This is a genomic window from Pseudomonas sp. GD03858, assembly GCF_029840925.1.
In the GTDB taxonomy this organism is placed as follows: domain Bacteria; phylum Pseudomonadota; class Gammaproteobacteria; order Pseudomonadales; family Pseudomonadaceae; genus Aquipseudomonas.
In genome coordinates this window covers 1-13,099 of the sequence record NZ_JAOCDM010000139.1, presented here as the reverse complement: position 1 = coordinate 13,099, position 13,099 = coordinate 1, and the positions used below count along the sequence as shown (strand labels likewise).

At 67.1% G+C, this 13,099-nt stretch carries 11 protein-coding genes and 2 pseudogenes; 7 read left to right on the top strand and 6 right to left on the bottom strand.

Going from position 1 to position 13,099, the window contains the following annotated elements:
- The 6 genes from N5D48_RS23880 to N5D48_RS23855 all read right to left on the bottom strand — a co-directional run.
- Positions 1–1,299 (bottom strand): hypothetical protein (locus tag N5D48_RS23880; protein ID WP_279888479.1); only part of this gene is annotated, 1,299 nt, incomplete at its 3' end.
- A 177-nt stretch (positions 1,300–1,476) separates the two neighbouring features.
- Complete coding sequence (locus N5D48_RS23875) at positions 1,477–2,244, bottom strand: SDR family oxidoreductase (protein ID WP_279888477.1); 768 nt, start codon at positions 2,242–2,244, stop codon at positions 1,477–1,479.
- Entirely contained in the window at positions 2,241–3,032 is a 792-nt protein-coding gene (locus N5D48_RS23870) for an SDR family NAD(P)-dependent oxidoreductase (RefSeq protein ID WP_279888475.1), read from the bottom strand. Before N5D48_RS23870 ends, N5D48_RS23875 begins: the two co-directional genes overlap by 4 nt.
- Positions 3,029–3,847 carry a molybdenum cofactor biosynthesis F family protein gene (locus tag N5D48_RS23865; protein ID WP_279888474.1) on the bottom strand — a complete coding sequence of 273 codons (819 nt, stop codon included), beginning with the start codon at positions 3,845–3,847 and terminating at the stop codon, positions 3,029–3,031. The genes N5D48_RS23870 and N5D48_RS23865 overlap by 4 nt, the downstream gene beginning before the upstream one ends.
- Positions 3,848–3,923: 76 nt before the next feature.
- Complete coding sequence (locus N5D48_RS23860) at positions 3,924–4,583, bottom strand: LuxR C-terminal-related transcriptional regulator (RefSeq protein ID WP_279888473.1); 660 nt, start codon at positions 4,581–4,583, stop codon at positions 3,924–3,926.
- 2 nt (positions 4,584–4,585) lie between these two features.
- Positions 4,586–6,073: an aldehyde dehydrogenase family protein gene (locus N5D48_RS23855; protein WP_279888472.1), complete on the bottom strand. Its 1,488-nt coding sequence runs from the start codon at positions 6,071–6,073 to the stop codon at positions 4,586–4,588.
- Between the two features lie 287 nt (positions 6,074–6,360).
- On the opposite strand from N5D48_RS23855, the gene N5D48_RS23850 reads away from it, so the two are divergent.
- From N5D48_RS23850 to feaR, 7 genes and pseudogenes are all read left to right on the top strand, one after another.
- Complete coding sequence (locus N5D48_RS23850) at positions 6,361–7,530, top strand: p-hydroxyphenylacetate 3-hydroxylase oxygenase component (RefSeq protein ID WP_279888471.1); 1,170 nt, start codon at positions 6,361–6,363, stop codon at positions 7,528–7,530.
- 159 nt (positions 7,531–7,689) lie between these two features.
- On the top strand, positions 7,690–8,616 hold the full coding sequence (locus tag N5D48_RS23845; protein ID WP_279888470.1) for a p-hydroxyphenylacetate 3-hydroxylase reductase component: 927 nt from the start codon (positions 7,690–7,692) through the stop codon (positions 8,614–8,616).
- An 81-nt stretch (positions 8,617–8,697) separates the two neighbouring features.
- A pseudogene (locus N5D48_RS26205) lies at positions 8,698–9,387 on the top strand (PAS domain-containing protein); the annotation flags it as partial.
- Positions 9,388–9,678, top strand: a pseudogene (locus N5D48_RS23835) (methyl-accepting chemotaxis protein); the annotation flags it as partial. It abuts the pseudogene before it with no gap.
- Positions 9,679–9,936: 258 nt separating this feature from the next.
- Complete coding sequence (locus N5D48_RS23830; protein ID WP_279888469.1) at positions 9,937–11,436, top strand: APC family permease; 1,500 nt, start codon at positions 9,937–9,939, stop codon at positions 11,434–11,436.
- Positions 11,417–11,980, top strand: a complete 564-nt coding sequence (locus N5D48_RS23825; RefSeq protein ID WP_279888468.1) for a DUF3156 family protein — start codon at positions 11,417–11,419, stop codon at positions 11,978–11,980. The genes N5D48_RS23830 and N5D48_RS23825 overlap by 20 nt, the downstream gene beginning before the upstream one ends.
- A 173-nt stretch (positions 11,981–12,153) precedes the next feature.
- Positions 12,154–13,099, top strand: a 946-nt coding sequence (gene feaR, locus N5D48_RS23820; protein ID WP_279888467.1) for a transcriptional regulator FeaR, incomplete at its 3' end; no start/stop codon positions are given.

Sequence of the window (13,099 nt, the reverse complement as noted above, 5' to 3'; positions counted from 1 at the left end):
CACCGTCAGCTGGCTGTACACGTTGGTGCCACTGCCCACCTGGTTGCCGCCATTGCTCTGATCCTTGCGCGGCTTGAACAGCCCCAGCAACGGGGTGACGATCAGGTGCTCACTGACCGCCCATTCCACATACAGATCCAGCTCCTGGGCGTCGAGGTTCAGGGTGTCGCGGGTGCGCACGGTATTGAAATCGAAGAACAGCGCGCCGACGGTCAGGTCGTCCCGTGGCGTGGCCTTCAGGCCGACATGGTGGATGCCGCTGTTGGTGTTGAACGGCCCGGCATAGTTGCCGGCGACCTCGCCCTGGATCCACGTGCCGTAGCCGCTGGACAGCCCGGTGAACAAAAGGTCCCAGCCTGCCGAGTAGCGGGTGTAGCGGTAGGTCAGCTGGGGGGCCCAGGGGGCGTCGGCGAAGGTGTAGCCGGCCTCGGCGTACCAGGCGCTCTCGTTGCCGCCACGCGTGTCCTGCCAGGCGTACTCGAAGGCCAGCCGGGTGTTTTCCAGGCCGGCATTGCCCTCGCCGCGCAGGCTGTAGACATCCATGCCTTCCCTGGCCTTCTGCAACTCGCTGGCCCATTGATCGGCCACGTCGATGCCGTGGATGTAGGTCAGGCCCAGGGTGCCCAGCTCGTGGCTGTAGTCCAGGGTGCCAGCGGCCAGCTCGGTCTCGGCCTGGGCGCGGTTGTCGGACTTGAGCCACAGCACGCTGCCGTGCAACCCCTCCTTGCCGCCCAGGCGCAGCACCGCCGTGCGGTCGAAGGCATGGCGCGCGCCCAGGTAGAAGCCGCCACCCCGGTTCAGGTGGCCATCGGCCGGCCCCTTGCCGAGGTTGGGGCCGTCGTCGTTGATCAGAAAACCCGTGCCCAGCTGGATCACCTGGCGACCGCCGGAAATGTCCACGCCATCCTTGCCCAGTAGCGGGAACAGGTCGCCCGAGCGCCAGCCCAGGTAAGCATCCTCGATCTTGGTGGTGCGTTCGGAGCCGTCCTGGTTGCCGCCCGCGTCGCCGTCGCCCCAGGCACCGGAACTGACCCAGTTGAAAGCGCCATAAAGCGTGCCGTTGCCGGCCAGGCCCTGGTCGCCGCTGAGACCGTACTTGATGAAGGCTTCGCGCCAGGTCGAGCCACCCTGGGTGCCGTCGTAGTTGTGACGGCTGTTGAACATGCCCCAGACCGCCAGCAGATCGGCGTTCAGGTGGCTGTCATCATCGGCGTACAGCTCGTAGGCCGGGCTGGCCTGGCCATGGACCAGCACGGCCAGGGCGGTGGCCAGGGCGGTGCGACGTGGGGTGAGACGCATGGATCGATCCTCGTTTGTTGTGTGCGGTCTTGAGTGCCGCGTCGTTGTGGAGGCAGGTGTCGAAGGTGACGGGTTATTAGCGCGTGGAACGGTGGCGGCGGTCTTGCCCGTGGCTGCCAGACGGCTTGCACGTAGCCGCCAGTGCAGGTGGCTGGTCCGCACCCACGAGGCTTGCCATCAAAGGTTCGCGGCGCTTTCAGGCAAGGTCGCGCCGCCGTCCACCACCAGGGTCTGGCCGGTGATGTAGCGGGCGGCGTCGGACGCCAGGAACAGCATCGCCGCGGCGATATCCGCAGGCTCCCCCAACCGCCCCAGGGGCACGGCGGCCGCGATACGCGCATTCAGGGCCGCATCCCCGAGATTGCCCATGGCCGGTGTGCGTACCATCCCCGGCTCCACGCCATTGACCCTGACGTTCAGCGGCGCCAGCTCCAGCGCGGCGTTGCGGATGAAACCGTTGACCCCGGCCTTGGATGCGGCGTAGTGGCTGAGCCCCGGGTAGGCAACCCGCGGACCGGTCACCGAGGAGGTGGCCAGCACGCAACCGCCACCCTGGCGGCGAAACAGCGGCAAGGCGCCCTGGGTCAGCCAGAACAATGCCTCCAGGTTTACCGCCAGGGTGCGCCGCAGCAGCGCCGGGACGATCTCGGCGAACGGCGTGAGCGGGAAGTAGGCGGCGTTGTGCACCAGCACGTCCAGGCGTTCGAGCCCGGTCAGCAGTTGGGTGATCGCCGCGTGGTCGGCCAGGTCCAGGGCATGGGCCTGGACCGGATGGCCTTGTTCGGCCTGTGACTCGACCAGGCGTTGCAACGCCAGTGGGTCCAGGTCCACCGCCAGCACTCGAGCCCCGCCACGGACAAAACCTTCGACAATGGCCTGGCCGATCCCGCCCGCCGCGCCGGTGACCAGCACCGTGCTGCCTTCGAAGCCGTAGCGCGGGTTCATGCGGGCTGCTCCAGGTGGGCGTACGCCAGGGTCGGCACGTCGACCACCGTCGAGCCGCCGTCGGCGGTGATCACCGCGCCGGTGACGATGCTGGCCTCGGCGCTGATCAGGAACTGGCACACGGCGGCAATCTCCACGCTGCTGGCCGGGCGGCGCAACGGCACGTCAGCGGTGACTCGGCGGTAGGCAGCGTCGAGATCCTCCTGGTAATGCGCCATCAATGGCTGCATTTCCTGGTCCGCCATGGGCGTGCGTACCCAGCCTGGGCACACACAGTTGACCCGCACCCCGAGTGGCCCGTAGTCGCGGGCCAGCGAGCGGGTCAGGCCGACCAGAGCATGCTTGGCGGTGGTGTAGCCGCAGACCTCGGGGCCGGCGGCCAGCGAGGCGATGGAGCCCAGTAGCACCAGGCTGCCACGCCGCGCTTGCAGCAGCGGCAGGCAGGCGCGAGCGGTATGGAAGGCGCTATCGAGATTGCTGCGCAGGGCCTCGCGCCAGGCATCGTCGCTGGTCTGGTCGGCCCGTCCCAGTCCATGGCCGCCAGCGCAGGCGATCACCGCGTCGAGGCCACCGAAGCGGGCCCGCACCTGCTCGATGAAATCCGCCCAGGTGGCGCTGTCCGCGGCATCACCAGCCAGCACCAGGCCGCCGCATACCTGCGCGACGCGTTCCAGTGCCTTGGCGCGGCGGCCTACCAGCGCCACCTGCCAGCCCTGGCTGGCCAGGCGCAGGGCGCAGGCTTCGCCGATGCCGCTGCCGGCCCCGGTGATCAGCACGCTGCGGCTCACGGCAGGTGCTCCGTGCGGTTGAGCACCCGGCAGTGGGACGATACCGGGAAGTTGGCCAGGGCATCGAAGCCGCCGCCCTGGTAGCCGAAGATCTTGCCGTCGCTGCGGTGCCGTGCCAGGTCGATCATCACCAGGCCCAGGGTCGGGACGATCTTTTCGCACCAGACGAACAGGTACAGCTGCTCGGCGATCTTGTAGTAGTACGCCCGATCGGTGTCGCACAGGCCCTGCTCGACGCCTTTGAGGCATTGCCAGCTGTAGTGGTTGGCGTTGAGGTAGATGTGCTCGTATTCCTCGGTGGGGCTGTAGCGGTAGTGGTTGCGCAGGCCGACCAGCTCGGTGGTCGGTGCGTGCGGGCAGGCGCCGTTCTGCCACGGGCGGTCGAGGCTGCCGTGCAGGAAGCGGGCTTCGACGCCGGTCAGCGCCTCGCCGGCCAGGGCCAGCTCGTAGAGGCCACGCTGGATGCGTGCCTGGTCGGGCAGACGGCCGAGCACGGCGGTGAAGGCCTGGCTCGAGGTGTCCAGCACCAGCGATACCGACCAGGCCTGGCCCGCCTCGTGCTTGAGGAAATCGACCAGATAGATGCCAGGCCGCACGGAGCTCGCTCGGTACTCGGCGCTGCCAGTGCTGTGGCCGTCAGCCGCCTGCCAATGCAGGCGCTCGCTGTCGAAGCGGTGTTCGATGATCCAGCCGTTGGCGAAGTGCAGGGTGAGCGTGCGCCCGGACAGATCGGCCAGTTGCGGCAGGATGAAGGCTTCCGGGGCGAAGCCTTCGGCGAGGGCGCCCACGGTGATCCAGTCGGCTTGGTTCGGCATGGTGGTGACTCCTGTGGTTGGGATGGCCACAGGGTGCAAGAGACAGACTTGGGGCGGTATCAACCGGAAGGTTGAGTCACAGGTAGAGGCTGGCCACCAGTTCGGTGCGGTTGCCCACGCCGACCTTGCGAAACAGGTTGATCAGGTGGGTCTTGACCGTCGGCAGGCCGACGCCCAAGGCGCGGGCGATCAGCTTGTTGCTGCTGCCCTGGCGCAGCAGTTCGGCGATCTGTCGTTCGCGTGGGGTCAGCTCGACCGAGGCGGGCCGGCTGATTGCCGGCTCGCTGGCCAGCGCCAGTTGCATCAGGCCGTGCAGCGGCAGCAGACGCGCGAGTTCATCGCCGCGAAATTCGCCGAGGCTGGCGCACCGCAGCAAGGAGACGCCGGCCACGGGGCGCCCATCGACCTGGGCGATGATCTCCACCACGTCCACCACCTGGTGCTGCGCCAGAAAGCGCCGGTAGGTGTGGCCCTGGGCCGCTGGCAGACAGGCCAGGCCCTGGCGCAGCGACACCACCGGGTGACCGATGGCCTGGCAGCGCGCGGGCTGCAGTGGGTCGAAAGCCCGATAGTGCTCGAGGTAGCGGGCATGCATCGGCGCCTGCAGGTCCTGCAACAGGAAGTCGCAGGCCTGCTGCTCGGCATCGACACGGTAGAACGCCGCCAGCGAGGCCGGCACCTGTTGGCTGAAGGCCTGCAGGCAGTAGCGCCCCAGGTCATGGGTGGCGGCGCCCATGGTCAGTAGCGCATCATCACCGACTTCAGCTCGGTGAAGTCGTCGATGAAGGCCGAGCCGAACTCGCGGCCGATGCCGGAGGCCTTGATGCCGCCGAACGGCACCGCCGGGTCGAGCAGGGTATGCATGTTGACCCACAGGGTGCCGGCCTGTATTTCCGGGATCAGGCGCATGGCCTTGCCCAGGTCGTTGGTCCACAGGCTCGCGCTCAAGCCATAGGGCGAGGCGTTCATCAACTGCAGCAACTCGTCCTCGTCGTCATAGGGCAGGAAGGTCGCCACCGGGCCGAAGGTTTCCTGGTTGAGCAAGGTGTCGCCCGCGCTATTGGCGAGAATGACGGTGGGCTCGACGAAACAGCCGGGGCCGTCGCCCAGACGTCCGCCATGGACGATACGGTTGCCCTCGGCGCGGGCAATGGCGAACAGCTCGCCGAGCTTTTGCTGGTGCGGCTTGTTGGCCACCGGGCCGAACTGGGTGGTTTCGTCCAGCGGCGAGCCGATCTTCAGCTGGCCCAAGCGTTGGGACAGCGCTTCGAGCAGCGGTTCGATGCGCGAGCGATGGACGTAGAAGCGCTCGCCCGCGGCGCAGATCTGCCCGCTGTGCAGGAAGCCGGCTTCGATGATGCCGTCCACGGCCTTGTCGAGGGCGACGTCGGGCAGGAACGCCACCGCGTTCTTGCCGCCCAGCTCGAGGGTCGCGCGAGTCAGCTTGGCGGCCATGGCGGCCTGGCCGACGGCGATGCCGGTGGGCACGGAGCCGGTGAACGATACCTTGTCGGTGCCGGGGTGCTCGACCAGCGCCTTGCCCACCAGGCCGCCGCCGGTCAGCACATTCAGCGCGCCCGGCGGCAGGCCGGCCTCGCTGGCCAGCTCGGCGATGCGCAGCAGGGTCAGCGGGGTGAACTCGCTGGGCTTGAGCACGATGCTGCAGCCGGTGGTCAGGGCCGAGGCCAGTTTCCACAGGGCGATCATGGTGGCGAAGTTCCACGGCACGATGCCCACCACCACGCCCACCGGCTCGCGCAGGGTGAAGGCACTGTAGCGCTCGCCGGCGAAGGAGGGCAGCGACGGGGTGATGGTCTGGCCGGTGATCTTGGTTGCCCAGCCGGCGTAGTAACGCAGGAAGTGCGCGGCCTGTTCCACTTCGAAGGCGCGGGCGATGCCGATCAGCTTGCCCGATTGCAGGGTTTCCAGCTGGGCCAGTTCCTCGCGGTTGGCCTCCAGCAGGTCGGCCAGGCGCAACAACACCGCGGCGCGGGCGGCGGGGCTGGTGCGTGACCAGTTGGCAAAACCCTGGCGGGACGACTCGACGGCGCGCTCGACGTCGGCCAGGTTGGCATCGGCGACCTGGGCGATGGCTTCGCCGTTGGCCGGGTTGTGCACGGTGATGCGGGCGGTGGATTGGCTGGCGATCGCTGCGCCATGGATGTACAGACCGTGGTCGCGGGCCAGGAAGGCGCTGACGCTGGGGAGGAGGGCGATGTCGCTCATGGCAGGGCTCCGGGTGGTTTGCCGAGGGCTTCGTGGGAGCGGGCTTGCCCCGCGATGGGCCGCGTCGCGGCCCGATTTCCCCCAGCTTAAAGCGCGACACGATGGCGATCTTGTCTGCCCATGCCGCCTGCATGACCCTGCCTGCCAGGCGCCACGAAAAGTGCAATACGAGGTGCGGAAGTTGCATTTTCCGTCTCGACCACGGCTCCCATACTGACCCGGCATTCATCAGCGAGCCGAGCGTCGAAGGCGAGGCTCGCCAGGGTCCAATAACAATGAGCCAGACCATGAAAAAGCCAAACTTCCTGCTCGAAGACCTCAAGCCCTTGCTGCCGGCCATTGCCGCCCGCGCCGAGCAGGCCGAGCGTGAGCGTACCGTGCCCGCCGAGAACATCGCCGCGCTCAAGGCCATCGGCCTGCACAGGGCGTTCCTGCCCAGGCACTACGGCGGCCTGGAAATCAGCCTGCCGCAGTTCGCCGAATGCATCGCCACGCTGGCCGGCGCCTGTGCCAGCACCGCCTGGGCCATGAGCCTGCTGTGTACCCACAGCCACCAGTTGGCGATGTTTCCGGCGCGGTTGCAGGATGAGATCTGGGGCGCGGATCCGGATGCCACCGCCAGCAGCAGCATCGCGCCGTTCGGGCGGACCGAAGAGGTCGAAGGCGGCGTGCTGTTCAGTGGCGAGATGGGCTGGAGCAGCGGCTGCGACCATGCCGAATGGGCGATCATGGGCTTTCGCAGGACCAATCCCGAGGGTGGCCAGGACTACTGCTTCGCCGTGCTGCCGCGCAGCGACTACCAGATCCGCGACGACTGGTTCGCCGCCGGGATGCGCGCCAGCGGCAGCCGCACGCTGGTCGTCGAGCGTGCCTTTGTGCCCGAGCATCGCATCCAGAAGGCCAAGGACATGATGGAAGGCAAGTCGGCGGGCTTTGGGCTGTACCCGGACAGCGCCATCTACTTCAATCCGTACCGACCGTACTTCGCCAGCGGGTTCTCCACGGTCAGCCTGGGTATCGCCGAACGCATGCTCGAGGCGTTCAAGGAGAAGACCCGCAACCGAGTGCGCGCCTACACCGGGGCCGCCGTGGGCGCTGCCACCCCGGCGCTGATGCGCCTGGCCGAGTCCACCCACCAGGTGGCCGCGGCGCGGGCGTTGCTGGAAAAGAGCTGGGAGCAGATCGCCGAGCACAGCGCCCGCCACCAATACCCGACCCGCACCGAGCTGACCTACTGGCGCACCAACCAGGGGTATGCGGTGAAACTGTGCATCCAGGCCGTGGACCGGCTGATGGAGGCCGCTGGCGGTGGCGCGTGGTTCGACAGCAACGAGATGCAGCGACTGTTCCGCGACGCGCACATGACCGGGGCGCATGCCTACACCGACTATGACGTCTGCGCGCAGATTCTTGGCCGCGAGCTGATGGGGCTGGAGCCGGATCCGGCGATGACCTGAGCTGCAACCGATGAACAGGGTTGGCACAACGTGGGAGCGGGCTTGCCCCGCGCTGGCGCTCGACCAGGCACCCCGGTCGACGCGCCTGACGTAATCGCGGGGCAAGCCCGCTCCCACAAACCGATCCAGCCCAGTCCAACAACGATGATGGAGCCTTGCATGTCCACTCCCTTCGATAGCCGTGCCTTTCGCCGCGCCCTCGGCAATTTCGCCACCGGCGTCACCGTGATCACTGCCGCCGATGCCTCGGGGCGCCGGGTTGGCGTCACCGCCAACAGCTTCAACTCGGTGTCCCTCGACCCGCCGCTGGTGCTCTGGAGCATCGACAAGCGCTCCAGCAGCCATGCGGTGTTCGACGCCGCCAGCCATTTCGCCGTGAACGTGCTGGCCGCCGACCAGATCGAGCTGTCCAACACCTTCGCCCGCCCCAGCGAAGACCGTTTCGCCGGTATCGTCTGTGAAACCGGCGAAGGCGGCGCGCCACTGCTGCTGGGCTGCGCGGCGCGCTTTATCTGCGAGAAGTTCCAGCAGCTCGATGGCGGCGATCACTGGATCCTGATCGGCCGGGTGCTGGCCTTCGACGACCTGGGGCGTTCGCCACTGCTCTATCACCAAGGGGCCTACTCGATGGTCCTGCCGCATACACGCATGACCCGCCGCACGGAAGGCGCAGCGCCCATCAGCCACTTCCAGGGGCGTCTGCGGCACAACCTGTATTACTTGATGACCCAGGCGCTGCGCAGCTACCAGCACAGCTACCAGCCACGGCAACTGGCCACGGGCCTGCGCACCAGCGAGGCGCGCATGCTGATGGTGCTCGAGCACGACGCTGGCCTGGCCCCGGCGGACCTGCTGCGCGAAGTGGCGATGCCGGAGCGCGAAGTCAGCGAGGCGATTGTCAACCTCACCGACAAAGGGCTGGTGACCGACGACAACGGCCGGGTGTGCCTGACCGAGGCCGGGCGCGAGCAGACCGAGGACCTCTGGCAGATCGCCCAGGTGCAACAGGAGCAGGTTTTCGGCCAGTTCAGCGAGGCGCAGCTGGAGACCTTCAGGACGGTGCTCAAGGCCATCATTGCCAGCTGATCCCTGGCAGCATGGATCAAGGCGGCGGCAGGCGCACGCAAGACCGCATCCTGCGAATCGGCTGAACTGACGCTTTTGTCCATGGCCATGAAGGGGGCGCGGATGCTGTTTCGCAGTGATCGGTGGGTAGGCGCGCTGAGCGAGGCGCTGGCGCGGTTTGGCCAGGGCGAGATTGCCGAGAGTCTGGTCGAGGTGCGCCAGCACCCGACGCTGCTGCAGGCTTTCCAGGACCTGGAACGGCAGCGCCAGGCCCAGGCCCGGCAGTTGCAACAGGCGAGCGACGAGTTGCAGGCATTGGCCCAGGCGCTGGAGCGCCAGCAGCAGGCCAGGGCGCAGCAGGTGGCCGAACAGCAGCGGCTGCAGGCCGAGTGCGCGGCGCTGCGCGAACAGCTCGACGAGCATGTTCAGGCCAGTGAGGCGCATCGGCGGCAAAGCCATTTCTGGGCGCTGCTGCAAACCACGCTCACCGAGGGTACCTGGGACATCGAGGTGGCCCATGGCGAGGTGCATCACACGCACAGTCGCATGCGCCTGTCCGATGCCTTTCGCGCCGTGATGGGCTATGGCCCCCAGGAGCTGGCCGATGGCTGGGACGCCCAGGTGAGCATCACTCACCCCGACGACCTGGCGGCGATCATGGCGGTGTTCGACCGCGAGATTCTCGGCGCCCAGGCCAGCGGCGAGTATGTGTTCGAGTACCGCATGCGGCACAAGCGCCGTGGCTACATCTGGTGCCGCGAACGGGGCCGCGCGGTACGCGACGAACAGGGCGTGCTGGTGCGGGTGCTCGGCGCGGTCCGCGACATCAGCGACGAGCGCGACGCCCAGGCCAGCCACCAGCAATTGCAGGCCCACAACCAGGCCACCTATGCCCGTATCGCCACGGCGGTGGGGGTGATTCGCGGCATTGCCGAGCAGACCAACCTGCTGGCGTTGAACGCTGCCATCGAGGCCGCCAGGGCCGGGGAGGTGGGGCGCGGCTTCTCGGTGGTGGCCGATGAAGTGAAGAAGCTGGCGGCCAGCACGCGCCAGGCTACCCAGCAGATCCAGGGCATGCTGCAGGGCTGAACTGGCAGCCAGCAACAAGTAGGGCGGCAGGCAGTGGCAAGACCGCTGTGGCGGGGAACGTCAAAGTGATCGGGTAGTGGTGTTGAGCCCATCGCGGGGCAAGCCCGCTCCCACGCAACCTGGGTAACAGGCGTGGGAGCGGGCTTGCCCCGCGATGGATGCCAAACACCCTTACGAACTCGCGGCGATCGCCAGCACTTGCGGCGCGCCCGGCAAGCGGTCATCTTTCCCTCGTCCACCCAGGGCCCACCCATGACAATCAACAATAAGCTCACCGAGCACCTCAACCGTGGCAGCGTTGGCTTTCCCACCGCGCTGGCCAGCACCGTCGGCCTGATCATGGCAAGCCCCGTGATCCTCACCGCGACCATGGGCTTCGGCATTGGCGGCAGCGCTTTCGCCGTGGCCATGGTGATCGCGGCGGTAATGATGCTGGCGCAGTCGACCACCTTCGCCGAGGCGGCGGCGATCCTGCCGACCACCGGCTCGGTCTACGACTACATCAACTGCGGCCTGGGCCGCTTCTTCGCCATCACCGGGACCCTCTCGGCCTACCTGATCGTGCACGTGTTCGCCGGCACCGCCGAGACCATCCTCTCCGGGGTCATGGCCTTGGTGAACTTCGAACACCTCAATACCCTGGCCGAATCGGCCGGCGGCTCCTGGCTGCTGGGGGTGGGTTTCGTGCTGGTGTTCGGCGTGCTCAATGCGTTCGGTGTCAGCGCCTTCGGCCGCGCCGAAGTGGTGCTGACCTTCGGCATGTGGACCACGTTGATGGTGTTCGGCGTGCTAGGGCTGATCGCCGCGCCCGCGGTGGCGCTGGAAGGGCCGTTCGGCGTGTCGCTGGTCGGCACCGACCTGATGACCATCCTGTCGCTGGTGGGCATGGCCATGTTCATGTTCGTCGGCTGCGAATTCGTCACCCCGTTGGCGCCGGAGCTGCGCCGTTCGGCCTGGGTGATGCCCAAGGCCATGGCCCTGGGCCTGTTCGGCGTGGCCAGCTGCATGTTCATCTACGGCGCGGCGATGAAGCGCCAGGTGGAAAACGTCGTGCTCGACGCGGCCAACGGCGTGCACCTGCTGGACACGCCCATGGCGATCCCGCGTTTCGCCGAGCAGGTGATGGGCGATATCGGCCCGGTGTGGCTGGGCATCGGCTTTCTGTTCGCCGGGGCCGCCACCATCAACACGCTGATGGCCGGGGTGCCGCGCATCCTCTACGGCATGGCGGTGGACGGGGCCTTGCCCAAGGTCTTCACCTACCTGCACCCACGCTTCAAGACGCCGCTGCTGTGCATCCTGGTGGTGGCGCTGATCCCGTGCCTGCACGCCTGGTACCTGGGCGGCAACACCGACAACATCCTGCACCTGGTGCTGGCGGCGGTATGTGCCTGGAGCACGGCCTACCTGCTGGTGACCCTGTCGGTGGTGATCTTGCGCATCCGTCGTCCGGACCTGCCGCGCGCCTATCGTTCGCCGCTGTTCCCGTTGCCGCAGATCGTCTCCAGCGTGGGCATCCTGCTGGGCATGTGGTTCATCACCCCACCGGGCATGGATCCTGCCGATGTCTATGTGCCGTTCGCCGTGATGCTCGGCGCTACCGCCGCCTATGCGCTATTCTGGACGCTGTGCGTGCAGAAGGTCAATCCGTTCCGGCCAGCTCGGGTCGAGGACGTGCTGGAGAAGGAATTCGCCGCCGAACCAGGTCAGTCTCACAACACGCAGGTGCAGCATGTCGGCAAACTGGCTTGAGCGTCTGACCCGTCCACGCGCCCCGGCCGGATACCGGCCGGGTGCGACCCTGGCGCGGCTGCAGCGCAATCTTGGGTTGACGGATTTGCAATCCGCAGCACGCTTTACCTACCGCGAGGATGGCCCACAGATCGAAGTACGTGAACGTACCGAGAGTCACCTGCTGATGCATCTGGTGATGTGCGAGTTCATCCTGCGCGTGCCTGCTCGCGGCCAGGGCACGTTGCGTGCCGAACTGCATCACACCGGTGCGCTGCGTCGTACTGGCGTTGCCTGCCGACTGCGCAGTGGCGACCAGGCCCTGTTCGAGACGCTGCAGGCACGCCTGGCAGCGGTCCACGCCATGCTCATGCCCCTGGACTTCAAGCGCCTGGCCATCGACTGCCGCGACGGCCAGTGGCAGGTGACGCTGGAGCACATGGGCGCCAGCGAGGTGGTCAACCGGGTGCCTGCGTTCCGTCGCTACATCCCCCTCGCCACTGAGCAGCGCCAGCATCTCTGGCAGGCGTTCGACGCGCTGGCAGGCACCCTGCGCGATCTCTGAAGTCAACCCATCCTTGCGTATCCTGTAGCGCCCCGATAAACCCGCTCCCACAGGTATCGCACCAGGTTGAGGAGCCCGAGCGGGGCGCTCGGGAACAAGATGACAGTTGTGCCATCATTGATAACATGTTAACAATTGCCCCATAACAACAATCGTTGCGTATGGAGGTCGCCATGCCCATGCCCCAATCCGCTTCTTCGCTGCGCGCAAACCCGGCCCACGACGGCCTGGAGCACTGGACCACGGCCATGCAGAAGGTCTGTGGCCGGTTCCAGACCGAGCTTGCCTTCAACCGCTCGCTGTTCATCGGCGAGATTTCGACCTTCAATCGCGCCGGCCTTGCCCTGGCCAACCTGCGCACCAACGCCGGCAATATCCGACGCCTGGGCGACAACCCCGACCGCGACGACGACCAGCACTGTTTCCTGGTGAGCCAGCGCATGGGCTATTCGCAGGTCACCCAAGGCGGTGTGAGCGTCCAGCTTTCGCCGGGGGAACTGCTGCTGATGGATTCGGTGGGGCCTTGCGAGATAACCCCGTTCGGCCTGATCGAGCATGTGTCCTTGTCGCTGTCCCGCGAGCAAGTGTGCAAGCACCTGGCAGGGCAGGGGGCGGCGTTCGGCAAGATCTCCTCGACCAACGCCTGCGGGCGCATGCTGCACCTGCTGATGGATCAGCTGTGCCGCGAGGGCGACGAAGCCGGGCAAACCCAGGGCGATGCCCTGCAGGCGGCGTTCATCGCCTTGCTCGAGCCCGGCTTCGAGCGTGGCGAGGACAACCCGGGCTTGTTGTCCGGCCTCAGCGGCGCCAGCCTGCGCGGTCACGTGCAGAAGGTGATCGACGAGTCGTTGGGCCAGCCGGGGCTGACCCCGGCCAACCTGGCCGAACGCCTGAGTATTTCGGTGCGGCATCTGTATCGCCTGTTCGAGGAGGAAGGCGACAGTGTCTGCCGGTACATCCAGCGTGCGCGGCTCAAGCGCAGCGCGGACGACCTGGGCAATCCGTTCCTTCAGCGCGAGTCGATCACCTCGATCGCCTACAAGTGGGGGTTCACCGACTCGGCGCATTTCAGCCGGGCATTCAAGAAGCACTTCGAGCAGTCGCCGAAGGACTATCGGG

Bases quoted from the DNA above. Each gene is read 5' to 3' on its own strand.
- N5D48_RS23875 (WP_279888477.1), bottom strand. From the start codon at position 2,244: ATGAACCCGCGCTACGGCTTCGAAGGCAGCACGGTGCTGGTCACCGGC.
- N5D48_RS23865 (WP_279888474.1), bottom strand. From the start codon at position 3,847: ATGCCGAACCAAGCCGACTGGATCACCGTGGGCGCCCTCGCCGAAGGC.
- N5D48_RS23860 (WP_279888473.1), bottom strand. From the start codon at position 4,583: ATGGGCGCCGCCACCCATGACCTGGGGCGCTACTGCCTGCAGGCCTTC.
- N5D48_RS23855 (WP_279888472.1), bottom strand. From the start codon at position 6,073: ATGAGCGACATCGCCCTCCTCCCCAGCGTCAGCGCCTTCCTGGCCCGC.
- N5D48_RS23850 (WP_279888471.1), top strand. From the start codon at position 6,361: ATGAAAAAGCCAAACTTCCTGCTCGAAGACCTCAAGCCCTTGCTGCCG.
- N5D48_RS23845 (WP_279888470.1), top strand. From the start codon at position 7,690: ATGTCCACTCCCTTCGATAGCCGTGCCTTTCGCCGCGCCCTCGGCAAT.
- N5D48_RS23830 (WP_279888469.1), top strand. From the start codon at position 9,937: ATGACAATCAACAATAAGCTCACCGAGCACCTCAACCGTGGCAGCGTT.
- N5D48_RS23825 (WP_279888468.1), top strand. From the start codon at position 11,417: ATGTCGGCAAACTGGCTTGAGCGTCTGACCCGTCCACGCGCCCCGGCC.